This window comes from Desulfobacca acetoxidans DSM 11109, from assembly GCF_000195295.1.
In the GTDB taxonomy this organism is placed as follows: Bacteria; Desulfobacterota; Desulfobaccia; order Desulfobaccales; family Desulfobaccaceae; genus Desulfobacca; species Desulfobacca acetoxidans.
The window spans coordinates 536,565-560,533 of record NC_015388.1; the positions used below are offsets into that span (position 1 = coordinate 536,565).

At 53.7% G+C, this 23,969-nt stretch carries 20 protein-coding genes; 3 read left to right on the forward strand and 17 right to left on the reverse strand.

What is annotated here, in order from left to right; genetic code table 11:
- Nucleotides 1-7: 7 nt before the first annotated feature.
- From DESAC_RS02205 to fabF, 4 genes are all read right to left on the reverse strand, one after another.
- Nucleotides 8-970, reverse strand: coding sequence for an ABC transporter ATP-binding protein (locus tag DESAC_RS02205; protein ID WP_013705442.1), 963 nt, complete (start codon nt 968-970; stop codon nt 8-10).
- Nucleotides 963-1,958: an ABC transporter ATP-binding protein gene (locus tag DESAC_RS02210; RefSeq protein WP_013705443.1), complete on the reverse strand. Its 996-nt coding sequence runs from the start codon at nt 1,956-1,958 to the stop codon at nt 963-965. The genes DESAC_RS02205 and DESAC_RS02210 overlap by 8 nt, the downstream gene beginning before the upstream one ends.
- Nucleotides 1,946-3,343, reverse strand: coding sequence for a two-component system sensor histidine kinase NtrB (locus tag DESAC_RS02215; RefSeq protein ID WP_013705444.1), 1,398 nt, complete (start codon nt 3,341-3,343; stop codon nt 1,946-1,948). The genes DESAC_RS02210 and DESAC_RS02215 overlap by 13 nt, the downstream gene beginning before the upstream one ends.
- Before the next feature lie 338 nt (nt 3,344-3,681).
- Nucleotides 3,682-5,007, reverse strand: a complete 1,326-nt coding sequence (gene fabF / locus DESAC_RS02220; protein WP_013705445.1) for a beta-ketoacyl-ACP synthase II — start codon at nt 5,005-5,007, stop codon at nt 3,682-3,684.
- Between the two features lie 524 nt (nt 5,008-5,531).
- On the opposite strand from fabF, the gene DESAC_RS02225 reads away from it, so the two are divergent.
- The 3 genes from DESAC_RS02225 to DESAC_RS02235 all read left to right on the forward strand — a co-directional run bounded on the left by DESAC_RS02225 (nt 5,532) and on the right by DESAC_RS02235 (nt 9,905).
- On the forward strand, nt 5,532-6,845 hold the full coding sequence (locus tag DESAC_RS02225) for an HPr family phosphocarrier protein (RefSeq protein WP_013705446.1): 1,314 nt from the start codon (nt 5,532-5,534) through the stop codon (nt 6,843-6,845).
- Between the two features lie 489 nt (nt 6,846-7,334).
- The gene (locus DESAC_RS02230; RefSeq protein WP_013705447.1) at nt 7,335-7,967 is read left to right on the forward strand and encodes a class I SAM-dependent methyltransferase; all 633 of its coding nucleotides are present in this window, start codon (nt 7,335-7,337) and stop codon (nt 7,965-7,967) included.
- A gap of 264 nt (nt 7,968-8,231) precedes the next feature.
- Nucleotides 8,232-9,905: a long-chain-fatty-acid--CoA ligase gene (locus tag DESAC_RS02235; RefSeq protein ID WP_013705448.1), complete on the forward strand. Its 1,674-nt coding sequence runs from the start codon at nt 8,232-8,234 to the stop codon at nt 9,903-9,905.
- A gap of 13 nt (nt 9,906-9,918) precedes the next feature.
- On the opposite strand, the gene DESAC_RS02240 is transcribed toward DESAC_RS02235, so the two are convergent.
- The 13 genes from DESAC_RS02240 to DESAC_RS02300 all read right to left on the reverse strand — a co-directional run bounded on the left by DESAC_RS02240 (nt 9,919) and on the right by DESAC_RS02300 (nt 23,783).
- Entirely contained in the window at nt 9,919-11,172 is a 1,254-nt protein-coding gene (locus DESAC_RS02240) for a hypothetical protein (protein ID WP_013705449.1), read from the reverse strand.
- A gap of 24 nt (nt 11,173-11,196) precedes the next feature.
- Complete coding sequence (locus DESAC_RS02245) at nt 11,197-11,439, reverse strand: hypothetical protein (protein ID WP_013705450.1); 243 nt, start codon at nt 11,437-11,439, stop codon at nt 11,197-11,199.
- 475 nt (nt 11,440-11,914) lie between these two features.
- A complete protein-coding gene (gene thiL, locus DESAC_RS02250; protein WP_013705451.1) occupies nt 11,915-12,916 on the reverse strand; it encodes a thiamine-phosphate kinase in 1,002 nt (333 codons plus the stop codon).
- A gap of 43 nt (nt 12,917-12,959) precedes the next feature.
- Nucleotides 12,960-13,379: a nucleoside-diphosphate kinase gene (gene ndk / locus DESAC_RS02255; protein ID WP_013705452.1), complete on the reverse strand. Its 420-nt coding sequence runs from the start codon at nt 13,377-13,379 to the stop codon at nt 12,960-12,962.
- A 259-nt stretch (nt 13,380-13,638) separates the two neighbouring features.
- Nucleotides 13,639-15,678, reverse strand: coding sequence for an elongation factor G (fusA, locus tag DESAC_RS02260; RefSeq protein WP_013705453.1), 2,040 nt, complete (start codon nt 15,676-15,678; stop codon nt 13,639-13,641).
- 444 nt (nt 15,679-16,122) lie between these two features.
- Nucleotides 16,123-17,400, reverse strand: coding sequence for a (Fe-S)-binding protein (locus DESAC_RS02265; protein ID WP_013705454.1), 1,278 nt, complete (start codon nt 17,398-17,400; stop codon nt 16,123-16,125).
- A 464-nt stretch (nt 17,401-17,864) separates the two neighbouring features.
- Nucleotides 17,865-18,122 carry a hypothetical protein gene (locus tag DESAC_RS02270; RefSeq protein ID WP_013705455.1) on the reverse strand — a complete coding sequence of 86 codons (258 nt, stop codon included), beginning with the start codon at nt 18,120-18,122 and terminating at the stop codon, nt 17,865-17,867.
- Nucleotides 18,109-18,990, reverse strand: a complete 882-nt coding sequence (locus tag DESAC_RS02275; protein ID WP_013705456.1) for an NAD(P)H-hydrate dehydratase — start codon at nt 18,988-18,990, stop codon at nt 18,109-18,111. The genes DESAC_RS02270 and DESAC_RS02275 overlap by 14 nt, the downstream gene beginning before the upstream one ends.
- Nucleotides 18,978-19,535, reverse strand: coding sequence for a putative Se/S carrier protein (locus DESAC_RS02280; protein ID WP_013705457.1), 558 nt, complete (start codon nt 19,533-19,535; stop codon nt 18,978-18,980). The genes DESAC_RS02275 and DESAC_RS02280 overlap by 13 nt, the downstream gene beginning before the upstream one ends.
- Entirely contained in the window at nt 19,532-19,756 is a 225-nt protein-coding gene (locus DESAC_RS02285; RefSeq protein ID WP_013705458.1) for a sulfurtransferase TusA family protein, read from the reverse strand. Before DESAC_RS02285 ends, DESAC_RS02280 begins: the two co-directional genes overlap by 4 nt.
- 20 nt (nt 19,757-19,776) lie before the next feature.
- The gene (yedE, locus tag DESAC_RS02290; protein WP_013705459.1) at nt 19,777-20,868 is read right to left on the reverse strand and encodes a YedE family putative selenium transporter; all 1,092 of its coding nucleotides are present in this window, start codon (nt 20,866-20,868) and stop codon (nt 19,777-19,779) included.
- 74 nt (nt 20,869-20,942) lie between these two features.
- Nucleotides 20,943-21,995 (reverse strand): selenide, water dikinase SelD, encoded by a 1,053-nt coding sequence (selD, locus tag DESAC_RS02295; RefSeq protein WP_083800172.1) that lies wholly within the window; start codon nt 21,993-21,995, stop codon nt 20,943-20,945.
- A 300-nt stretch (nt 21,996-22,295) separates the two neighbouring features.
- Nucleotides 22,296-23,783 (reverse strand): alginate export family protein, encoded by a 1,488-nt coding sequence (locus DESAC_RS02300; protein ID WP_013705461.1) that lies wholly within the window; start codon nt 23,781-23,783, stop codon nt 22,296-22,298.
- Nucleotides 23,784-23,969 lie beyond the last annotated feature (186 nt).

The window sequence follows — 23,969 nt, forward strand, 5'->3', positions numbered from 1 at the left end:
AATCCGGTTAGCGCCTATGACAACTCAACCAATGATCCGTCCCTACCTGCCGGAACTCCGGAAGCAATTCCCGACAGATGGAGTGAGCTTCCGGACAGCGGGGGTGAAAAGGGCAGCCGGGTGGGATGCGCAGCGAACTGGGAGGGTCGCCTTTCAGGCGCGGGGTGGGTGGCCGCCGCCGGGGATCGGGAACGGGCGCCGCCTCCAGCAGGGCTTCCGTGTAGGGATGTAACCGCCGCTGGCTATACATCTGCCGAGGCGCCAGTTCCACCAGGCGGCCCAGGTACATAACGGCGATGCGGTCGCTGATGTGGCTGATAACGCTCAAATCGTGGGAGATAAAAAGATAGGTCAAACCTAATTTTCTTTTCAGGTCGTTAAACAGGTTGAGAATCTGCGCCTGCACGGAGACGTCCAGGGCCGAGACCGGCTCATCGGCTACGACTAGCTGAGGATTGAGGGCCAGGGCCCGGGCGATGCCCAGGCGTTGGCGCTGGCCGCCGCTAAACTCATGTGGGTACCGGTGGAGCGCTTCGCCGGTCAGACCGACGTCATCCAAAAGCTTTTCGCACCACTCCCGGCGTTGGTTCTTGGAACCCAGCTTATGGATAATATACGGTTCCTCCAGAATCTGCCGGACGGTCAGACGTGGATTAAGCGAAGAATAAGGGTCTTGAAAGACAATCTGCATTTTCTGCCGCAGTTGCCGCCGCTTCTCCCGGCTGAGACCCCACAATTCCTCCCCGGTAAAAAAGACCTCGCCCTGAGTAGGTGGTATGAGAGCCAACACCAGGCGTCCGAGGGTTGATTTGCCGCAGCCTGATTCGCCTACCAGACCCAGAGTCTCCCCCGCCGCCACCTCCAGAGAAACTTCGGTCACTGCTTGCAGGAGGCGTCGCGGCGCCGTCCAGCCGCCGGACACGGTAAAGGTTTTGCTTAAACGGCGGGCGGCCAGAAGCGGCTCAGACATCGTCACTGCCATCCCGATATAGCCAACAACTCACGCCGCGCCCTTGATTGAAGACTTTCCAGGGCGGGGGTTGCGAACAGACCGTCAAGGCCTCGGGGCAACGAGGCCTGAATGGACAGCCCGCCGGTAGTTCAGAAAGATTAGGCACGTGCCCGGGAATCGTTGGCAGGTCTTCGGTGTGTTCGTTGAAATTCAGCTTTGGGGCCGAATCGAGTAAGCCGCGGGTATAAGGGTGAAGCGGCCGGGCGAACAACTCGGTCGTGGGGCCGGTTTCGACAATAAAACCGGCGTACATGACCGCTACCCGGTTGGCAATCTGGGCCACTACCCCCAGATTGTGAGAGATGAGCAGCAGGGCCAGGCCGAGTTTGGCCTGCAGCCGGGAGATGAGCGCCAGGATCTGGGCCTGAATGGTGACGTCCAGTGCCGTCGTCGGCTCATCGGCAATCATCAGATGCGGTTCACAGGCCAGGGCCATGGCGATCAGAACCCGTTGCCGCAGGCCACCGGAAAGTTGATGCGGGTATTGGCGGAGGCGCTGTTCGGGATCGGCAATCCCCACCCGCACCAGGCCGCGTCCGGCTTCCCCCCAGGCGGCTGTCCGGTTCAAGCCCCGATGCAGCCGCAAGATCTCGGCGATCTGTTCCCCGATGGTCAATACCGGATTCAAGGCGGTCATAGGCTCTTGAAAGATCATGGCGATGTGATTGCCTCGAATCCGACGGAGCTCGGCCGGTTTCAAGGTCATGAGGTCTTGACCTTGAAAAATCACCTGGCCGCTCTGCTGACTGATCGGTGCAGGAAGGAGACGCAGAATGGAAAGGGCCGTCACCGTTTTGCCACATCCCGATTCCCCCACCAACCCCATCGTCTCGCCGGTTCCGAGGCGGAAGCTGACCCCATTGACTGCCGGGACCAGACCAAGCGGGGTATGAAAAGCGGTCCTCAGGTCTCGAACCTCTAAGAGCGTCCCGGCTATCTGAGACATACGCCCGTTTCGATTTCCACCAACGGCAGTTTGATGGTAAAAACCGAGCCTTTGCCGGGCTGACTGACCACCTCCAGATTGCCGTTATGGGCCTGGACAATGTTCCGGGAGATGGCCAACCCCAGACCGGAGCCCTTGGTTTTGGTGGTATAATAGGGAGTAAAGATGTGCTCTACGACATCCGACGTCATCCCTTCGCCGGTATCAGCGACGGCGATTTCGAAATACGGGGGACGCCGGTGGGCCGTAATAGTAATCCGGCCTCCTGAGGGCATGGCTTCCGAGGCGTTTTTAATGAGATTCATCAACACCTGTTTCAACTGCTGATAATCTAAGCTGCAGAGCGGCATCGGGTCCGGCGGCTCCAGCGTCAGAGTGATATTTTTTTCCTTGAGATTTTCACTGTACAGCTGAATGACCTCCTGGAGCAGGCCGGCGATTTCCCCGGACTGACGCTTCAGAGCCGGCGGTCTGGAATAATCCTTCATTTCGGCCATCAGAGTCTCCAGGCGACTGACTTCCTCGGCAATGATGGCTAGTTTTTGCAGACCCTTGGTGTCCAGCGTGCCAGCCTTGAGAAGCTGTTGGGCAAACCCGCCGATTATCATCAGGGGATTTTTGATCTCGTGGACAATATGAGAAATGGTATTGCCGACGGCTGCCAACCGTTCGCTCTGGCGCAGCCTCTCCTCCATGGCAACATATTCGCTCATATCCCGGACAATACCGGTAAAATACAGGTTGCCGCCGATGTCCGCCACCGAAAAAGAGATGCTCATGGGGAATTCCTCCCCGTTCTTGCGGATGGCGTTTAATTGGACATGTTTGCCGATCAGATGCGGTTTCCGAGTGGCGATATAACGCCTGACATACTCCCGGTGTTTTTCTTTATACGGCGGGGGGATGATGATATTCAGATCAGCCCCGATCGCCTCATCCCGGTCGAAGCCAAAAATTGTCGCCGCCCCTTGATTATAACCCACGATGAGGTGATCTTCATTGATGGTAATGATGGCGTCAGCGGCGCTGTCAATAATGTCGGCCTGAATTTCGCCGGTTGAACAGGTACGCTGCAACTGCTCCAAAAGATCCCATACCACTGGCGCCGCCGCCTCTGAGACCAGACGGTTGGCCTTGATGATCTTCCCGAGGTCCGGATCACCCGATCTTTGCTCCCGCATATCGAGAATCAGATCGAATTCAGGATCGCTGAGATTCCTCCAAACATCCTTAAACGCCTCCGATGAGAGACCCGGAGGCAGACCTAACTCCACTACCTCAACCCGGGGACAGATGTCATGGCTGTACGGATGAGAGACGACAGTCTGCCTGACCTCCGGGAGGCTCTTCAGAAGAGCAACTCGCAAGATCGATTTGAGGCTCATAATAGATCCATTATTTACTCAATAAGGTTTTACGATTACCGCGCAAAGAAATAAATCATGGATTTATCAGATAGATACGAATATCGCGGTCTCTTTTTCAAAACTCTGACTACTGATCTTGGAACGCTTGTTGCGTTAAAAATATCATGCTTTCAAAATCACCCGCGAACCATGAAAGCATTTACCGGTAGCACAGGCTTTCTAGACTGGGCAGAATTGATGTTTCCAATAATTCGGAATCTGGAAACTTATTTTCTAACTATACAAATGATATACTCACTTGTAAAGTAATCTGCGGCGCGGTCACACCTATTGAATTATCCCGAGGCGTACTCTCATCATACTTCATACCGTTTAAAGACCAGGCTGGCATTCGTCCCGCCAAATCCGAAGGAGTTTGACAGGGCATAGCGCAGGGGTATTTCCAGGGCTTTATTTCGGACCAGGTTCAGGCCGACGCATTCCGGGTCGATTTCGTCTACATTGATGGTCGGCGGTATGAGCCCTTGGGAAAGGGAGAGAATTACGAAGATCGCTTCTACAGCGCCGGCGGCCCCGAGCATATGGCCGGTCATAGATTTGGTGGCGCTGACCAAGGGCATCCTTTGACAGGAAGAAAAGCACTGGATTAAGGCCGCGGCCTCGTTTCGGTCGCCGGTGGGCGTCGAAGTGGCATGCGGGTTGACGTAATCGATCTGTGCCGGGGTCAAACCGGCATCCTGCAAGGCCATGTGCATACAGCGGACGGCACCGTTGATATCAGGATCGGTAATGTGGCGGGCATCTCCGGTCGTGCTAAAACCGATTAATTCCGCCAGAATCCTGGCATTGCGGCGCCGGGCGTGTTCCAATTCTTCCAGAATCAAAATACCGGCGCCCTCCGCCATGACAAAACCCTGATGCTGCCGGTCGAAGGGACGACTGGCCAACGTCGGCCGATCATTGTAACCGGTGGCCAGGGCCCCCATGCGGTAAAAACCGGTTACCGTCAGTGGGGTGATAGCGGCTTCGGCTCCTCCCGTGGCCATGAGTTCGGCTTCCCCTAATTGAATCGAACGGAACGCCGAACCGATGGCGTGCGCCCCCGCGGCGCAGGCCGTGGAAAGCGCGGCATTGGGCCCCCGGGCTTGAAAACTGATGGAGACATTGCCGGCCGCCAGGTTGGGAAGAAGCTTGGGAACGGTGAAGGGAGAAACCTTTTTCACACCCTGGGTTAAAAGGTTCTCATGTTGCTCCTCCCAACTGCCGACGCCGCCCATGCCGCTGGCAATGATAATGCCGACCCGGTCCGGGTTCTCCTGCTCCAATGCCAATCCCGAATTATTCACTGCCTCGAGGCTGGCAGCCAGGGCATATTGAGTAAAGTGATCCGTATATTTGATCAGCTTATTATCTTCCCTGGTTTGGTTTTTCTTGCGCTGTCTCAAGATGGTTTTTATCTCAAAGTCTTTGACTTCCCCGGCAATGAGGGGAAAATCATCCGGAGCCCGAAATCGCTCCTGAAATTCTGCGACATTTTGGGCAAAATGGGTTGTGGGGCCGATGCCAGATTCACCGGCCAATAGTCGGCGCCAGGCCGTAGGCACGTCATTTCCCAAGGGGCTGATAAGACCCATACCGGTAACTACCACCCGGCGCAATTCCACGGTTTTATTAGTGAACATGTATATCTCCTGCGGGATTTTTCCCGAGTATCAAAAGAGTGGAGGGATCATTGTATTCTTTTTGGAAATCGGACGTCAGAGACAATTTTTCTGTCAAACTCCTCTTCCTTTGCCGTATACTTCTACGAAAGGCAGTTCGATCGCTGCCATCCAACAATCTATCGTTGTCTGGTAGGCTGAGCCGGCGCAAAGGAGAAGCTTTACTGCAGCAATCTAAAATTGCACCCCTTGCCAGCAGCACCGTTGACTTTTGATAGACTAGTGTTAATCGGTGGATTACAATACGGCAGGAAAGATTAAAGATAGTAACTGGGCAACAGTTCAGTCTTCTGAGGGTTTAGGTATGCTACTATGTTTACCCCCCCTTATCCCCCCGTAAACCGGGGGAAAGTTCCCTCCCCGCTTACGGGGAGGGTTAGGGTGGGGCTGTTTTTCATCTTTTCCTCAACACGCTGAACTGTTACGTAACTGGCAAAATCTTTAGCCGATTGATCTAGCAGCTTCAAAACCAATCACAGGCAATTATGACATCCAGATTAGAAACTATTTCATGTACTGAATTTCTTGAACTCGTGGATTATTTTGCCGACGAGTTACTTGAGTTGTGCCAGTTTTTTGTAGCTCACTACGAGGAGAAGCTACCTGACACCGAACGTCTCTACGCCCGCCTGTGCTACGCCTCTAAGTTGGTGGAAGACCTGCTGGACTACCACGGCGCCAAAAACAACCAAAAATGGTGTAAATTTCGCGAACTAGTGGCGTCGGTGTTGAATTTTGCTTCTGCCGCCTTTACGATGAAACATATTGTTAGCCGCATCTCCTTCTACGAAATCGGCGCTGACAGCTCTTTTATTTTCACCAGCCGACTCGTGCACCGCTTCTTGATTAACACCCTTATCAATATCTGTCAAGAATTGATCGCTGAGTCCAGAAAATTGGGGATCAGGTTAACGCCCCCAGCCCTGGAATGGGACAGATTCTCCAACCTGTCCTCAAACCGGTTTCTGGAATTCGATGTCTCCCCCCAAGACTTACATGGCGAGAAACATCATATCGTCCGTATTACTACGGCGTACCTCAATATCAACCGGGATTTTGAAGCCCTGGGTTTTTATAAGAGATTTAAAGCCGAAGATTTTCGAGCTGTTATTCCTGCCCGGATTAACGAAGAAATTCTGCGCAAATTTGAGATGATTATTCACAACCTGCAGTCGTCCTACGATACCTACATCGGCAGGGATAGCAGCCGCACCGAGAGCAGTAAATTTAAGAGCCTGCGGGACCATATCTCCATCTCCCTGCATCTGTTGGAATTAAGCGGACGTATGTCCCATTATTTTGAACGTCACCTCTTTGACGTCGGCCGCATCGGTATTTTTCAAGAGATACAACGACTGTTGAGTCGACTGATTAAAACCGAATTCCTGCTCGACGCCATCATCAACTACGCGGTTTATTATTGTACTGAATTTCTCTCCAAAGGCAAATCATTAGCCCAGAGCCTCCTGAATCAATATATCGAACACGGCGAAATCACTGCCGGTGTTCCCGTTAAGCTCGGCTTCCACAGTCGGCCGTGCATGTTGGTGGCAAAAATCGTACAGCATTACGGCGGCCAGGTGGAGATGATCGTCGGTGAGGACCATTTCGACGCCAGCTCCATACTTGATCTGCAGTGGGCCGGCGGCAAAGTCCACCGCGAAGACCTCTCCCAGGTGAAATTTCAGGGCGACGTTCGAGCCTTAGCCGACATCCAGATACTGGCCAGCATTAACTACGGCGAGGACACCATGGGCAAAGGCATACCCCTGCCGCCGGAGTTGTTCTATTTACGGTGATTTCCCGGCCCAGGCACCATCAATGGAATATGGAAACCTGCTTCACTCAAAAAACTTTTCAGGTCTGGACAATCTTTATGCAAATTATGCAAAGTTTGGGTTTACATTTTAATATTCTTTGCGTTAAACTGCACAATAAACAATCCGGTGCCAATGTCTGGCTGTAAGCGTTCAGCAAGCAACCAAAACAGCTAGTTAAGCGAGGTAGGACGGCATGCTGCTGCTCATCCTACTCTCTTATGATTCTTGCATAATTGCATATTTCTCCGGCTTGTCATTCTGTACAAAGCGAAGAATATTATGTATTCAGCCTGTTAAGATTCCCCACGATATTGAGTGGGGTGAAGCAGGCTCTTTTGCAAGATGATTTTTCATCATTGGTCTCTGCCGTTGAAGTCGGCGGTTGCAGGCTGATTGCTGCATGTTTGCACCTGATAAACTTTTCCGGTTGGCACCTGCGAAATTAGTGTGATCAAGCGAGGCTGAAAGATGAAAACCAAGATCAATGGCCAATATATGGAACGTCTGTATTCCTTTTACTCTCCTTTTTATGATTTTGTGTTCGGTAAGATGCTCGAGCCCGGCAGGAGGGAGGCTTTTAAATACCTCTCCTCCCGCCCCCATCAAAAAGTTTTGGAGATCGGCATCGGCACCGGCGCCAGTTTAACCCTCTATCCCCCCCACACCCAGGTCATCGGCATCGATATCTCCGAAGGCATGATCAAAAAGGCGAAAAAACGGCTGGCAGCCCTAAAAAATGGCCATGATGTCGAACTCAAGGTGATGGACGCCTGCAATCTAGAATTTCCCAATGAGAGTTTCGACGCAGTTATCGCCTCCTATGTTATTACGACGGTTCCTGACCCCCATAGGCTCTGTAAAGAAATCCTGCGAGTTATCCGCCCGGGTGGACAGATTATTGCCGTCCAACATTCCCGCGGGGAAAATGGCCACTTATTGGAAAAGGCCAAAGACGCCTTGGCGCCCCTGTTTGTCCGCATCGGTTTTACTACAGATTTAGACGTCGTTCGGGTTATGCGGGAGTCCGGTATGTCCATTGAACATATCTGCGGCTGTAATATCTTTAAATTGCACCGCCTCATTACCGGAACCAAAAGATAGGGAACCTCGAGACTCTGCGGAACTTTCAGGAAAGGGGAAGAACATCTTCCCTTTTTCCTTCAATCCCCGGATGCACAACAATCCTCCTTTTTCCCGTCCCGGTGGTATAAATTATTACCAGACATGCTTTGGCGAACCTGCCATACTAATTGGCAATCCCTGGTGATCACAACAAAATATGAGAACAGAACCGTGGATACTGCTCACAATAATGCTTTTTCTGCTCACTGAACCTTGAACTTATCAGGCCGGGAAGAATAAATCATGGATTGCATCTGGCGACGGCACTATGATCCGGAGGTACCCGCTGAGGTCGATATACCAGACGTCACCCTCCCAGAATTGTTATACCGCTCCGCCTCCGATTTTCCAGATAATCCCGCAATCATCTTTTTAGGCCACACCCTGAGCTATCGCCGCCTAAAACAATCGGTCTGGCAGGCGGCTGCCGGCTTGGCCCGACTCGGTTTTAAACCCGGGCAGCGGCTGGCCATGATCCTGCCCAACTGCCCCCAGACGGTGATTACCTATTATGCCACCCTGCATCTGGGCGGTATCATCGTAATGTTAAATCCGCTGGCCGCGCCGCGGGAGATCCTGGACCAGATACAGCGCACCGAGGCCGACACGGTTGTGGCGCTCGATCATGTGGCGCCCAAGGTCGAAGAGGTCCGTAAGGCGCTCAATCTCAAACACCTGATCATCGCCAGTCTGGCGGATTACCTGCCCGTTCCCTGGAAGTGGCTCTATAATTTCCGGGCAAGGAGAAAGGGGCAACAGGTAGGACCGCGCCCTGGAACAGGGCAGATGAGTTTTCAAGACCTTCTCACTGACCACGCCCCGCCTGCACTGGCCGCCAGCAGCAGCGATGTCGCAATACTGCAGCACACCGGCGGCACCACCGGCCTGCCCAAGGCCGCAGCCTTAACGCACCGCAATCTGGTCAGCAACGTCGCCCAGATCAATGCCTGGCTGCCCCATTGCCAGAGGGGCGGCGAACGGGTGTTGGCTGTGCTGCCCTACTTTCACGTCTTTGGCATGACCGCATCCATGAACTGGCCCATTAATCTGGCCGGCGCCATCCTCCTCCTCCCCCGTTTCGACGCCGCCCAGGTATTGAAGACTATTCACCAACGGCGTCCGACGGTCTTTCCGGCGGCTCCCACGATTTTTATCGCCCTGATCAACCATCCACACCTGCGGCGTTATGACCTCTCTTCTCTTTGGGGTTGCATCAGCGGCTCGGCCCCCCTGCCCCAGGATGTCCAGGAGCAGTTTGAGGCCCTGACCAAGGGCAGGATTATCGAGGGCTATGGTTTGACCGAAACCTCACCGGTAACGCATCTCAATCCCATTGCCGGTAAACGCCGGCCCGGCAGCATCGGCCTTCCCTTCCCCAATACGTCCTGCCGGATTGTCGATGCCGAGAGCGGGCTTATCGATCTGCCGCCGGGGGATGTCGGCGAACTTTTGCTCCGGGGTCCGCAGGTAATGGCCGAATACTGGCAAAACCCGGAGGAGACGGCTCTGGCCCTGCGCCACGGCTGGTTTTATACCGGTGATCTGGCCCGCATGGATGAAGATGGGTTTTTTTATATCGTCGACCGCAAAAAAGATATCATTATTGCCAGCGGTTACAATATCTATCCTCGGGAAGTGGAGGAAGTCCTCCACCAACACCCGGCTGTTCAGGACGCCGTCGCCTTCGGCGTCCCCGATGCCTATCGCGGCGAAACGGTCATGGCCGTGGTTGTGCCAAAACCAGGCATGCCGGTGACGGCCCCAGACCTGTTCGACTTCTGCCGCCAGCGCCTGGCAGTCTACAAAACCCCTAAAATTATCGAATTCCGACGGGAACTGCCCAAAACTGCAGTGGGGAAGGTTCTCCGGCGCGAGCTGCGCGCCGAAGCAGAGGCTAAACTGAAAGGAGCGGATTGAGGGGAATTGATTTTTACCTTCGGCTCTTTTTTCCGGTCATGCGGCCTGAAGATGCCGGGGTTTGCTGGGGTAAAGGTGAAAAAACGCCCTGCCACTGCTCTAGCCGCTTTTCCACCTCAAGACCTGTTTCCTTGCCATCAGGCTGCCAGGTCTTTAGATCCTTGTCTTTGATGGTGACTTTCCGGTCCTGGGCCAGTTTCAGCAGGGTCTGGTGCACCTGGGTACGTACCATGGCGCTCTGAGTGCGCAACAACGGGATCAATACATCCGCCAGCGAGGTCTGGCTTCCCGGAGCAGTATTTCTCTGGGCCAACAGTAACTGCATCACCACCTCGCGCCGATTTTCCGACAACTGCGGATGAATCATTACCTCCGCAAGCCTGGATAGACGCGCTTCTTTCTGTTCCCCTACAACAGCCAGAAAATACTCCCGGGCCCGGTGCAGATCTAACTCCGTGGTATCGGCCTTGCGCAGACGCCAGGCATAGTATCGGTCCTGCACCTCAGGACGTTGAAGATAACTGCTCACCGGAAAGGAAAGAAACGGTATAATAGCAATAACGGTTAGAAACAAGAAAACCGTCTTTACCCGGGGTTGCTCCCAAAAATATCTCACGTCATACCAATCGATAATACCGTATTTTCTCAGGTTATATTTGAAGGCCTTCGGATCTAAGATTCTCTCCAAAATCTCCCGGACTTGCAGTTCCTGCGATGTAATGGTATTATACCCCGCTATTTGTATATTATTCAAATTATTATTCAAGTTATTCTGATCAATGATTTTGTTATTGCAGGTGAGCGCCAGGCCCTTCAACTTCACAAACTTCTCATCATCGCGGGATACTTGGTATTGCAGGCGATCTTTAAACCGTTCTTCCCTGTAATCCTCTCTTTCCTGGAGGTGTTGAGAAACCTCATTAGACCAGTTCTTGATGCTCTGCCACCAGAAGAGGATAAAAACGGGCGCCTTGACTCCCTCCATTCCCCCGGCCAGGATGCGGTCATACGATAGGGCCACCACTACCGCGGCCAACAGCGAGGTGTCATTGATCACCCCGGTCCAGTCCAGGATGGCGAACAAGAGCAGCGGCATGAACACATAGACAAAGAGGAGAAGCCAGGTCTGCACATACACCCACCGGCCCGGCAGTTCCTTCCCATCATTGAGACGGACTATCCTTACAACCGCAATCACCAGACCCAACAAAGCCACAATCAGGTAGCATTGCCAGGCATCTAAATCTGGGGAGGTAAATTGACTCATCCGGCTTTACATCTTTTTGTATTCTTATTTCAAAAGATTCTTGACAGATGCCCTATCTCCCGGCAGGACCTGGAACCGGGCCGAGAAAATATTTTTCTCATCGATTTTGCCAGTCTTAAAAACGATGTTATCGTCAACCAGTTCTTGCACTTCTTTGACCAAATCTTTGGGCTCCAAACCGGCTTCCAGCATCAATTCGCCCCCGCGAACCATGCCCTTATCGAGAATGACCCGCAACACCCGCTTTTTTTCGATGTTCATCGACATAGTTTCTTCTCCTGGCTTCCCGACCCAGAAACTTTGGGTTTTTCCTTCCCTGACCTCTTTAGCATGAGCAGACCTTCAAACTCACTGCAATACCAGACAGGCAATCTGGGCGCAAGCCCGAAGGTCTGGATATCTTTCGTACTCTCGATTTACTTTTAATTACTTTTCTCTATTTGTCAAGCCAATGTTACTGCCGTGAAATTGGATGTAGCACTTCAGATATCTGAGAGAATAGACCAAGGAGTGGTGAGCGGTGCGCACCCTGCAGCACTATAGCACCGGCAGGCTCATCCATAGGGACGAATCTTGTATTGGCCGCAAACAACTAAAGAGTTAAGCTTTCAGAATACGGTCATTTTGAGCGTAGCGAAGCAACTAATGTATTTATAGGCTTAAGATCTTTTGCGTCGTTCAGGACGACAAAAAAGGCTATTCGGCAAAAGGCTGGCCTTTTCAAGCGATAGGAGATTTACCCTCAAAGCTCCTTTAGCCTGAAGTGATCAAAGCCCATGCCGGAGATATCCTGGGTTGCTTCAGGCCGTCGTAGCCATACCCTGTTGCCCCGAACGATCTTGCCGATACAGATTGGGGTTCCGAGGCCGGCTTCCGAGAAATGTAAGTATAGGGCTTTTTCCCGGTCAGGTGGCGAGGTAAAGAGGAGCAGATAGTCTTCACCTCCTTTGAGGGCCAACTCCAAGGGGTCTTTGCCTATCTGTGCCGCTACTTCAGCTACCGGAGCGGGAACTGGGATCAGGGTGCTCTCAACTACCGCTCCTACATTGCTGCGACGGCAGATCTGGAACAGGTCAGAAGCCACCCCGTCCGAAAGGTCGATCAGGGCGGTGGCCAGATGATTGCGGGCCAGAACCCGGGCCGCCAGGATCTGGGGTTGGGGGTCGAAAAACGCCTGCAGCAATAACGTGCGCTCTGTCTCGGTCAGGGTTAAACCCCTCCTGAGCGTCTCTAAACCGGCTGCCGCAAGTCCCACCGGACCGGTGAGATAAATCAGCTCGCCGATCTGCGCCCCATCCCGCCGGAGCAATTCCTCCTTTTTCACCTGCCCCAATACTGTCAGGCTCATGGATAACGACCCTGGTGAACTCACCGTATCCCCGCCGATTACGGTCACCCCGGTTTCCTGCGCCACTTCCTGCATACCTCTGGCCAGTTCCAGGGCGCCGAACAGATCGCGTTCCGGGGGCCATCCCAGAGCCAGCAGGGCATACCGCGGTTTTCCCCCCATGGCGGCAATATCGCTCAGATTTACTGCCAGGGCCTTGCGGCCGAGTTGTCTGAGCGGCATGTAGGTCAGGTCAAAATGGACCTTTTCGATAAGAGCGTCAACGGTCCAGAGAAGATATTCGCCCCCCTGTCCAGCAATAACGGCTGCATCATCGCCGATGCCGCACACTACCTGGGGAGGGGGGAGGCCGAAAATCCGGCTTAGCTCATCTATCAGGTCTCGCTCTCCGGTCATGGCCGCATCTCCTGAACCAAACCGCGTCTTAGCAGCGGTGGGCTTATATCCTCTCCAATTCGTTGAAAAAGAAATTGATTTCCTTTTCGGCAGTATCCGGAGCATCAGAGCCGTGCACAATATTGGCTTCGATGTCTCGGGCAAAATCGGCCCGGATGGTTCCCGGCGCCGCTTTTTGATAATCGGTGTCGCCCATAAGCTCCCGATTTTTCAGAATAGCTCCTTGGCCCTCCAGGATCATTGCCACGATGGGCCCCGAGCTCATAAAATCCGTCAGGCTGTCGAAGAATTTTTTTTCCTGATGTACCTCATAAAATTTTTGAGCCTGCTGTTTGGTCAGGTGCAGCATCTTCATCGCTTTCAGCTTCAGGCCGGCCCGTTCAAAACGGCCGATGACCTCCCCTACCAATCCCCGAGCCACCCCGTCCGGCTTGATCAAGGATAATGTCTGTTCTACCACCATAGCGTTCCGATCCTCCTTTCCCTTCAGGTCTAGAACTACATCCCATTGCGCATTGTCATTCTTCCAAAAGCACCCGAGAACCATGAAAATGGTTTACCGGTAGCACAGGTTTTCTAACCTATGCAGAAGTTATTGTTTGCCTAGCCCATTCTTAACTCAATTGAAAGGGGCAAACCTCCACCTCCGTGCTCTGCTATGCCACCGGAGCGCCTCGGCCAAAGCCACTGTTTCATCATCTGGCCGGTTTGGCCGGTCTGCATCATTTGTCGCTAGAACCGTAGTGGTGGAATTGCATGGTAAAGGTTCCCCGACCTTGGGTCGCCGAACGCAGCGCGGTCGAATAGCCGAACATGCCTGACAACGGCGCCAGGCCGGTAATAACCTTGCTGGTGCCTTTCGATTGCATGTCTTCGATCTTCCCTTTGCGGGCATTGAAGTCCCCGATTACCTCTCCCAAAAATTCATCGGGAATGATAATCTCCACTCTCATAATGGGTTCCATCAAGACTGGATTCGCCTCGCGGCAGGCCTGCTTCACCGCTTGCATGGCCGCGATGCGGAAGGCCATATCGCTGGCCAGACCCTCTCTTACTTCGACGTCAGTCAGCTCCACCAAGACATCTACCACCGGATGGCCGAAAGCCGCCCCGGCCAGCAGGGCGCTCTGCACTGCTTCTTCGATACCTGGCAAATACACTAATCCTGGATGCCCCTCGGGCAGGCGGGAGACAGTTTGGTTTCCCGTTCCACGCCTTCGAGGTTGTACCCGTACCTTAACCGCGCCATAGTGGCGTTTACCGGCCAGTTCCCGGTCAAAGGCGGCCAGGACCTCGGCAGTCTGGTGAATCGTTTCCCGATGTACCACTTGGGGACGTCCGGCAAGCACGTGGGTATTAAAATCTCTTTCCAGGCGGTGGATCAAAACCTCTAAATGCAGTTCACCCATTCCGGAAAGGATTATCTGGCCGGTATCTTCATCTGTTTCCACCCGGACGCTGGGATCTTCTTCCATCAGGCGGTTGAGAGCCAGTTCCAGTTTTTCCTGATCATCCCTGGTCTTAGGCTCTATAGCTAATGACATGACCGGGATATAAGAGCCTATCGGTTCTAACAGGATAGGCGCCTCCGGACTGCACAGGGTGTCTCCGGTGGTAGTGTATTTCAGGCCCATAATGCCGACCAGATTGCCGGCCCGCGCTTCGTCCAGGCGCTCTCTCTGATTGGCGTGCATCCTAAGGATGCGAGCGGCCTTTTCATGAACCTTTTTCACCGGATTATAGACATCCTGTCCGGGTTTTAAGGTTCCGGAATAGAGCCGAACGTAGGTTAGCCGACGGCCCTGATCCATAGCGATCTTAAAAGCCAGGGCCGCCAAAGGCGCTTCGCGACGCGCCGGGCGTGATTCGCGTAGCCCGGTATGTGGATTTTCTCCTTCGATGGGCGGAACTTCAGTCGGGTTGGGCAAAAACCTCACAATACCGTCCAAAAGGGGCTGCACCCCCTTATTTCGGAGCGCCGCGCCGCAATAAACCGGGACCGCTTTCAGGGCAACCGTGGCCCGATGAATGCCCGCCGTCAAATCTTCCGGGGGCAAAAACTCTTCCGCCAGATACGACTCCATCACCTGATCATCTACTTCCGCCAAGGCTTCAATCATCTCCTCGCGAGCCTGGTAAGCTTCTTCCTCATATGCTTTGGGAATATCTATTTCTTGAAAGACCGCACCCAAAGACACCTCATCCCAGACAATCGCTTTCTGCCGCAAGACGTCGATAACACCTTGAAACCGATCTTCCTGCCCCATCGGCATCGTGATGATCAAAGGCTGCACCCCCAATCTGTCCCGCAAGCTCTGCACCGCCGCTTCAAAATCAGCTCCCACCCGGTCCATCTTATTGATAAAAGCAATCTTGGGAACGCGATATTTATCCGCCTGATGCCAGACGGTTTCCGATTGCGGCTCTACACCGCTTACAGCATCGAAGACACCTATGGCGCCATCCAAAACCCGCAAAGACCTCTCTACCTCGATAGTAAAATCCACATGCCCCGGAGTATCGACGATGTTAATCAGGCACTCGCGCCACTGACAGGTGGTGACCGCCGAAGTGATGGTGATACCCCTTTCCTGCTCCTCCGGCATCCAATCCATAACTGCGGCGCCATTATGCACCTCACCCATCTTATGAGTTTTGCCGGTATAGTACAGGATGCGCTCCGTGAGGGTTGTCTTGCCCGCGTCAATGTGGGCTATAATGCCAATATTGCGGATATTTTTCAATCTAGCGGCAACGCTCATGCCTCTTTCCCCATGCCCCCAATGATCCCGTAGGCTGGCCCACATCTGCAGTCAGCCCGTTAAGCCCCTTTCTTTTTAGGCAAATTTATCCTTGCTGTCAACCAGGAAAACCACTGCCCGGGCCTGGCCGGGAAAAAATGGCAAGCAGCTCCTTATGCCGACTCGCAATTAAAAAGGCATTAGAATGTAAGGGCGAAACTAATTGTTCACCCACATATGAGGGCGCATCGGCATTAGATCCGTGGGCAACCGGATGTGGAGACGGGTGAGAAAAATAAACGGTGGCGGCCAACAGGCGGGTGGCGCTTCGCTTTCAAACACCGGGGCACGGCGCCTCGCACCCCGGTGTTTTTCATTCTTCCGGTTTGTATTAAGCACAGGACCTGCGGCTGTGGTCCCTTGGTTGCCGAAATGACACCGCCACTTGAGAGAATGGCAGGCAGATTATTCCTCTTCCTCATCCAAGATCAGGGCGTCGGCGATCATCTCCCAGATGTACTTCACCTCAATATCAAGTTTGTATTTCGGCTTTATGTTTTTCATGATCTGATCCCGGCAGTTGGAGCAGCCGGCGATTACCAGGTCAGCGCCGGTAGCCTGGATGTCCCTGGCCTTGAAGCCGCCATGTTCGGTTTTCTCCTTCTCGAAGGGCCCCGGCCAGTTGCCCGATCCGGCGCCGCAGCAGTAGGCGTTTAACCGATTGTGGGGCATCTCCCGGAAATTCTTCATGTCGATCAGATAGGAGAGAATCTCGCGCGGTTTCTCCAGGTTGGAAGCGTCTCCAAAAGTCAGATAGGGGGCGCGCATATGTTTACAGGAGTCGTGCCAGGTAACAATCCGGTCGGCGTGCACGCTCTTATCTACCTTGATGAGGCCCTCTCTCAGGAACTTCAACAAGACATCATAGAAATAGATATAATTATGTCCGGTTTCCGGCCCGAACTCGTGTTTGAAATACTTCTCCAGATTGAGACGGGTGCCGTAGGAAGCTCCACCGCAGTCGGGCAGGATGAAGGTCTTGGCCTTCAGGCGCTTCATGTTTTCTACCTTGCGCCGGGCAATTTCTTTGCTGGCCTCCAGGTTGCCGGTAAAGATGCCCCAATCCACCGACTCCCAGTTGGTCGAAGAGGTGGTCCAACTTGCTTTGGCGGCATAGAAAATCTTCCACCACCACTTCATGTCATCAGGTTCGGCGTAGGCCTCCTTGGAATTCTGGAAATGGATATAGTCCACGTCTTCCTTGTCTATCGGAGTTACAAAACCGGGGCATTCATCCTCGGCCAGCTCTTCTCCCAACTCCTCCAGCAGGGTGACATAATCGTCGGTTGGGATGCCCATGTTATTGCCGGTCCTGAGGACCATGTCCACCCCTTTATGCAGGACGCCGGGGACTTTCTCACGCGGCCGAGCCCCCTTGGCAGCTATCCACACTTTTACCAGCTTGATGCCCATGGGACAGCCGTACTCACAGCGTTGGCAGCCGGTGCAGATCCAGACAAAACGGGAATTGATCACCTCCTCGTCCATACCTAACATGGCCATACGGAGGACCATACGGGCATCCCAATTCTCGTCCTGATAGCTCTCCATGCCGGTCAAGGGACACCCGGCGGAGCAGGTGCCGCAGGTGAGGCAGGCTTGCATATACGATTCCGGAATAATATCACGAAAGATACTCTTTTGTCTCCGTTCAGCCAGATTGCCCAAATCCATGGTTTCCATGGTAGGTCTCCTTTCAATAATCAACATTGATGGCAATTGTCATTACCACAAACCCTGAGGTCGAAGCCACCGATTGCTGATTTCCATTTTTTAAAGGTTCCACCTGTTTCCTCTAATACCATTAATACTTATTTGCCGTCAAACGCATATTCTACTTGTAAGGGCGAATCTTGCGTTCCCCCTCATTTGCCCACAAACATATTTTCTTTTCGTCGGGGCGAATCTTGTATTCGCCCTCGGCTGCTTCCTAACAGGCCAGCGAAACGCCGTTACGGGTCATTTCGAGGCCTTTGGTCCACCGCCATCTTATTATAAACTTCAATTCAACAATGGCAAAAGAATAATTATAATTTAGATATATTTTTGGGTACAAGGAAGCGGCGGCAGGGGAGCGGGGGAATCGATTCCATAGCGCATATCTACGATTTCATAGATAAATTCCCGGCAGGCAAGCTTGGGCGCGGTCAGGGGAAATCACCCTTTTCACAATCGGATATTCGAGCCAAGGCATTTAAATCGGCCAACAATCTGTTGAGATCCAACCCATATTTTTCGGCCGCCGCGGCCAGGGTGTCAAACAGGGCCCGGCAGCGGAGACAGACTCCGGCCTGTTCTTCGTAAGCCACAAACACCTGCTCGGTAGATCGCCAGCGGTAAATGATGTCGATCAGCGTCATCTGGGGAGTGATGGGGTCCTTTTGAAACCCGTCAGCTTGATCCATTGTCTGGGAGAGATGCGGCCAACGCCTCTTTGAGCGCTTGCGGGATAAGATCAATAATAGCCGCCACCTGGGTAGCAGGGGTGGGGTTGGCGTAAAACCCCGCCAGCCGGTTGGCCTTGGCCGCAATCAAGGCCGCCTTCGGGATAGCCATGCCCGCGTCGATGAGGGCAGCGGCAATACCTGTGATCGTGTCACCGGTACCGCCAATGGCCTCCAGGGCGGCGATATGCGGTTCTGTCACGGTGGCCAGGATGCCATGGCGGTCGGCAACGTAATCAACCTTGCCTTTGACTAAAAGATATCTGGCGGCGTTGTCGTATCTGTAGGCGCGGGCCATGAGATCCGGCGCCTGGTTATTGTCTTGCAGGATGAACCCGCGGGTATAGAAAGGATGCGGCGCCTTTTCATCTGCCAGAAAAGCCAGTTCCCCGACGTCCGGGGTAAAGAGGTCGTATTCCGCGGCCTGGCCGCTCATCTTGGCTGCATACATAAAACCGGCGTCGGCAATGAGGAGAGGACGGGCGATCATAGCCTGGACGGCAAAGAGCACTTTATTATGCCAGTCCACGTCCGGCATGAGGTAATGGAAACATAAGGTGCTAAAGTCCGTCTCGCCCAAATGACGGCTGAGATGTTCATAGAGTTTTCTACTGCCATCGCCCAAGCCGATGTCGCCGATGAGATAGGCCCAGGGCCGAGGGTGGCTCAAGGTTTGGGCGGTTTTGACGGCTGCGGCCAAAAGCGCGGCCGTACCTCGGTTCAGCGAACAGGTATGCCCGGCCACGGCAAGACGCTCACCCTGCAATTCCGGCTCCCCGAGAGTCAGTGGAAAGTCCGTATCCGGGACGGTGCCGATTACTGCGAGCACAGGCGCTGCATCTCCTCAAAGGCCAACTGCAGGGCGTAGCCACAGAGGGTATGGCCGATGTCCCGCGGCAAGGGCGCCGACTCGAGGATCTGGCCAACCATTCGCTGAGCCAGAAAAGGCACGTCAGGACAGCCGCCGCCGGAGACGTTGACGATGCGCCGGCTGGTTTTATCGAGGGTGAGCTTCATGTTAGCGGCTCGTACCATAAGATAGTCCCCGAAGTCTTTGATCTGAAACAGGTCCACCGGCTGGAGCAGAGGGCTGTTGACCGGAACTACTGCCAGGGGTGTTGTCCTGACCTCTTTTAAGAGGCGGAGGAGGCGCAATTTTTCCATCAGGGGAAATTCGATGACCAGATCGCAGCCGGTCTGAATTTCAGGCGGCGGCCCCATGACCCGAATGGGCCAGCCGGCGTTTTTTAATACCTTTTCTGCCCGGATAACTTCGCTCGTATGGGCAAATATCAGAATACCGGCACCCTGACCATAGGTTTCATTTAAACTTAACGGCGCCGTTTTTCTCTTAAAGAGATTAAAAAAACTCACAATGAGGCCTTAGTCAGGGTGATATGATATTCCCCGCCCTGCTCTTGGATTGCCTCTTCTCGCCAACCTTGGCTGGCGGCGGCTCGTAAGACATTTTCTTTCGAGGTATCTGTGTCCACCAGCACGATGAGCGGTCCCCGGTCAATCTTTTTCATAGCCTGCAGAGCCAGCAATACCGGTTGCGGACACGAAAGGCCTCTCGCGTCAATCGTTGAACTCATAACTATAACTCCTCCGGACCCTAAACCTTCTGTCTCATGGTAAATCCAATGCCCAGGCAGACCAGCAGGCCGATGACAACTGCGGCAATGCCATATTGGCCTACACCTTGAGGGGAGCTGGCCAGCAGAAAATTATGGGCGATGCCGGCCCCTACGATCATGCCCAGAACAAAGACGGCGGCATCGCCATCACCTTCTCCGGCCAGAAAGAGCTGCCGTCCGGGACAGCCGCCCGCCAGGGCGAAGGCCAATCCGGCCAACACCATGCCGCCGAAATTCCATAACTCCATGGTGTGGGCCACCGGTTGATTTTCAAAACCCGGCTTGAATTGCGACAACACCAGGTTGGTAATGCAGGCGGTTACCAAAAGGGCGATGATGCCGGAAAGCAGATGGACCTGGCGGAATAACAGCAGATCCCGAAAGGCTCCCATAGTGCAGAAACGGCTGCGCTGGCAGATCACGCCCATCAGCAGACCGATGCCCAGCGATATGAGCAGGGGGGCATGCTGCGCTCCCGGCCCTTTGACGCTATAAAACAGGATGCCGCTGAGGTCCTTGCCGGGAATCTGGGGAAAGAGCAACATCAGAATCAGCAGACCAAGCATTACCAGGGGGAGAAGCCAGCCTACCGAGGCATACGTCGTCTGGCTGCGCCCGAGATTATAACCGCTCTTGAAAAACAGGACGCCGAGGCCGACGCCGCCGACGAGTCCGAGCAGGCCGAAGATAGCATTGCCGTCCCCAGCCGCCAATCGAAATAACGCCCGCCAAGGGCATCCTAAAAAGACCAGGGCGCCGATCATGGCGAACATGCCGAGAATGAACCGCACGATGGGAGCAGAGCCGGCCCGGGAACGAAATTCTTTAAAAAGATAGGCGGCGAGCATCGCCCCTAAAACAAAGCCAACGATCTCCGGTCGGATATACTGCACTACTGCAGCCCGGTGTAACCCCACTCCCCCGGCGATATCCCGTTCAAAACAGGCCACACAGATGCCCATATTCCCGGGATTGCCGAATTTTTGCAGCAATGGGGCCAACACGCCGATAACGGCCCCTACTGTAATGATACCATTACGAGTGGCAAAAAAATTCCACTGCGCTGCCATGCTGTTCCCCCCCTATCCAAGTGAATTGGCGGCAACCTGCCCAATGATCCGGTATGACCGCAAAAATCTTCCTGCTAAACTTCCAGACGGATAGTTCCTGTTCCCGACGCCGTGATTTCTCCCACTACCCCGGCCGATTCCTGACCTTCTTCCTGAAAACGGGCAACGATATCGGCTGCCGCGGCCGCACTCACCGATAACAGTAAACCGCCGTTGGTCTGGGGATCACTCAAAAGGTCTAACACGAGCGGATCAATCCCCAGGGCAGGTTGCAGATGGCTGGCGCAAAAGCGGCGGTTGGCAAAGCTGCCGGCCGGAATCAAGCCCATGCGGGCAAAATCTCGGGCTGCATCTAAAACCGGCACCTGAGAGGCGTAAACGGTCATGATCACGTTGCTATTTCCGGCCATCTCCAGGGCATGGCCGAAAAACCCGAAGCCGGTGATATCGGTGGCGGCATGAATACCGCCCTGGGCCAAAACATCTTCCGGTATTCGGTTCAGGGTTCGCATAACCTCTGCAATCCGGGCTTCGATCGCCGGTGAGGCCAACCGGCCTTTGCTGGCCGTGGCAATAATTCCCGCCCCCAAGGGTTTGGTCAAGATCAGGCTGTCGCCCACCTGCGCCCCGGCGTTGGTTAAGATCTTATCCGGGTGGACCACCCCGGTTACCGCCAGGCCGTATTTTAATTCCTGATCTTCGACGCTATGGCCGCCTACCAGCAAAGCTCCAGCTTCGTGAATCGTATCTATTCCCCCTGCCAGGATGGCCTGCAGCACTTCTTTGGACACTGCCTTAAACGAGACACATAAGATGTTCATGGCCGTGAGCGGCCTGCCCCCCATGGCATAGACATCGCTTAAGGCATTGGCCGCCGCAATCTGACCGAACAGATACGGGTCATTGACAATGGGGGTGAAGAAATCCACTGTCTGGATGAGGGCGATCTCCGGCGTTAAACGGTATACCCCGGCATCGTCGCCGGTCTCGAGACCTACCAAGAGATTGGGATGCTTCTGCCGGGGCAGACCCGCCAAGATTTCCTCCAATTCCCCGGGAGGAATCTTGGCAGCTCAACCCGCCGCCCGCACCTGCTCCATTAATGGTTTATGGGGTGTTTCAGTCATACCTTTCCCCTTAGCAACGACTTTCCTCCGGTTTATTATGATCTTGAGACGCTGGTCCCGCCAAGGATACTGCCAACTGCCGGAAATGTTATGAAATGAGATCTGAAAGAACGAATAGTGCGGCTTACTTGATCCCGGCAGCCGATATGAGGCGTACTCAGGTGAAAACGGCAGGAAAGATCAAAAGGGTTCTCGTTATCATAACTCATTATCACCTAGGTATTAGTTATTTGTCAAATCGGAAAATATAATGATAGAGAACCAAGGTATAGAAGATAAGATGAACATTCTACCCCTCTATTAGAACTTGAAGTTGAACTCCAGGAAGAAAAAGTCGGCCTGCCGGCTATCGAAGAGCTGGTCTACGGCAGCGCCCCCGAAGGCGTGGGCATAATAAGCCTCCATCCAGGCGTACTTATTGAAATTATGTCGGAAGGTCACCTCGGGAACCTGAGCCAGACTGCGATGTCCTCCGGTGTTGCGGCCGGCGTAGCCGAAAACCGTACTCCGGCGGGTTGCCCCGGCACCGAAATACCACAGGTCGGACGCGTCCGTCAGCCATAAGGAGTGATAGTCAAACCGGATAAAACCCTGTTTGTAGGGATATAAGAAACATTGAAAAAATAAGTCCTGGTTGTTCATCAGGTTATAAAAGGGAAAAAAGGCGTAGAGCCTGGCCGTTGGCAGGATTTGAAAAAAAGTCTCATGGGTGCTGTCATCGGCATCCGGGTCGCCGGAGCTCATGAACCAGCCCAGTCGCATCCAGGGCTTCCAGGGCGCCTGGCGAAACTGGTAGCCGGCTTCCAGGGCATAGGCATAGGCCCGATGGTCTTGATTGCCCCAATTACCCCATTGCACCGCCCACCATCCGAGGGCATCCAGGGCGCCGCGATCAGTCGGATACACTCCTAAAACGTGTCCCCCTAAGGTGTAGATTTCCAAGGGGTCCACGTCTAAACGCGGTCTGGGCAGGCCCGCCAGAACCCGGTTGTCAGTCGGGGTCACACCCCGCTGATCCTTATAGGTAACGTGAAACAGGGCAAATTCAGTCTGAGGCAGGAGGACTCCGGACTTGAGGGTAGCCACCCCGGTCAACAGGTCAATATGGCTCATTTCATCCATGCCACCGATATCAAAGCCCCCCTGGGTGGGATGTGAGGCGGTGAAGGTGACATTCAGGCGAGAGTCGTTATAATTCGCTAAGATGCCGTCAAAACTACGCCAGACGTGGGAAAAGCCGAAAGGACCCACTAGACGCTGCCCCAACCTGATGGTACGGAGAAAATCCATGGCCTTATCGCCGGTTTTGAACTCGTCCTCCATAAAATATTCAAACCTCCCTGCTTGCAGGGCTAATCCGGGCAGCGCCGGAGGCTTGAGGCGGAGATAGCCTTGATGCAAAAAGACACGTGCCTGATTATGAACCGGCCGGTTGCCAAAATACGAAGCTCCGGGACCATATCCGTCCGCCGCTCCCGGCAGATTCCAGAGGCCGCTCAACTGTCCCTCCGCCAACCCCTCAATCCAGGGATAGTTCATCTGCACTCCCAGCCGTCCCAATATTGCCGGGTAAGCATAGGCATTGCGGAAATCAACCGTACTTTTCGGGTTAAAAAAATTGGTGACCTCCAAACGGGTCCGCCAGAGGCCGACGAGACGCCAATGGTCATTGAACCTGGTAAAACGCTCCAGGTCAAACTCCGCCCGCGCCGGTGCCTGAAGTGCGCCCCATCCCACCAGGAAAAAGGCCAGAAAAAGCGAAAATCCCCGACTTACGTTTTTTTTCATAACTCCCCCGCTAGATTATGATATGGACTGAACGACTGATCCCCCCCCAAAAAAGAGATTAGAATTTCAAGTTTCGGGTTTCAAGTTTCGGGAATACAATAAAAGGGAACATATTCTGGAGTTGGCCAATAGACAAGGATATCATGATCATTTTTTAAAACTCGATACACGTAACTTTAAGTTCTT

Coding starts and splice junctions, on each gene's coding strand:
- DESAC_RS02210 (WP_013705443.1), bottom strand. CDS start 1,958: ATGTCTCAGATAGCCGGGACGCTCTTAGAGGTTCGAGACCTGAGGACC.
- DESAC_RS02235 (WP_013705448.1), top strand. CDS start 8,232: ATGGATTGCATCTGGCGACGGCACTATGATCCGGAGGTACCCGCTGAG.
- DESAC_RS02230 (WP_013705447.1), top strand. CDS start 7,335: ATGAAAACCAAGATCAATGGCCAATATATGGAACGTCTGTATTCCTTT.
- fusA (WP_013705453.1), bottom strand. CDS start 15,678: ATGAGCGTTGCCGCTAGATTGAAAAATATCCGCAATATTGGCATTATA.
- DESAC_RS02225 (WP_013705446.1), top strand. CDS start 5,532: ATGACATCCAGATTAGAAACTATTTCATGTACTGAATTTCTTGAACTC.
- DESAC_RS02215 (WP_013705444.1), bottom strand. CDS start 3,343: ATGAGCCTCAAATCGATCTTGCGAGTTGCTCTTCTGAAGAGCCTCCCG.
- DESAC_RS02300 (WP_013705461.1), bottom strand. CDS start 23,783: ATGAAAAAAAACGTAAGTCGGGGATTTTCGCTTTTTCTGGCCTTTTTC.
- DESAC_RS02265 (WP_013705454.1), bottom strand. CDS start 17,400: ATGGAAACCATGGATTTGGGCAATCTGGCTGAACGGAGACAAAAGAGT.
- fabF (WP_013705445.1), bottom strand. CDS start 5,007: ATGTTCACTAATAAAACCGTGGAATTGCGCCGGGTGGTAGTTACCGGT.
- DESAC_RS02270 (WP_013705455.1), bottom strand. CDS start 18,122: ATGGATCAAGCTGACGGGTTTCAAAAGGACCCCATCACTCCCCAGATG.
- thiL (WP_013705451.1), bottom strand. CDS start 12,916: ATGACCGGAGAGCGAGACCTGATAGATGAGCTAAGCCGGATTTTCGGC.
- DESAC_RS02245 (WP_013705450.1), bottom strand. CDS start 11,439: ATGTCGATGAACATCGAAAAAAAGCGGGTGTTGCGGGTCATTCTCGAT.
- DESAC_RS02240 (WP_013705449.1), bottom strand. CDS start 11,172: ATGAGTCAATTTACCTCCCCAGATTTAGATGCCTGGCAATGCTACCTG.
- yedE (WP_013705459.1), bottom strand. CDS start 20,868: ATGGCAGCGCAGTGGAATTTTTTTGCCACTCGTAATGGTATCATTACA.
- DESAC_RS02285 (WP_013705458.1), bottom strand. CDS start 19,756: ATGAGTTCAACGATTGACGCGAGAGGCCTTTCGTGTCCGCAACCGGTA.
- DESAC_RS02205 (WP_013705442.1), bottom strand. CDS start 970: ATGTCTGAGCCGCTTCTGGCCGCCCGCCGTTTAAGCAAAACCTTTACC.
- ndk (WP_013705452.1), bottom strand. CDS start 13,379: ATGGTGGTAGAACAGACATTATCCTTGATCAAGCCGGACGGGGTGGCT.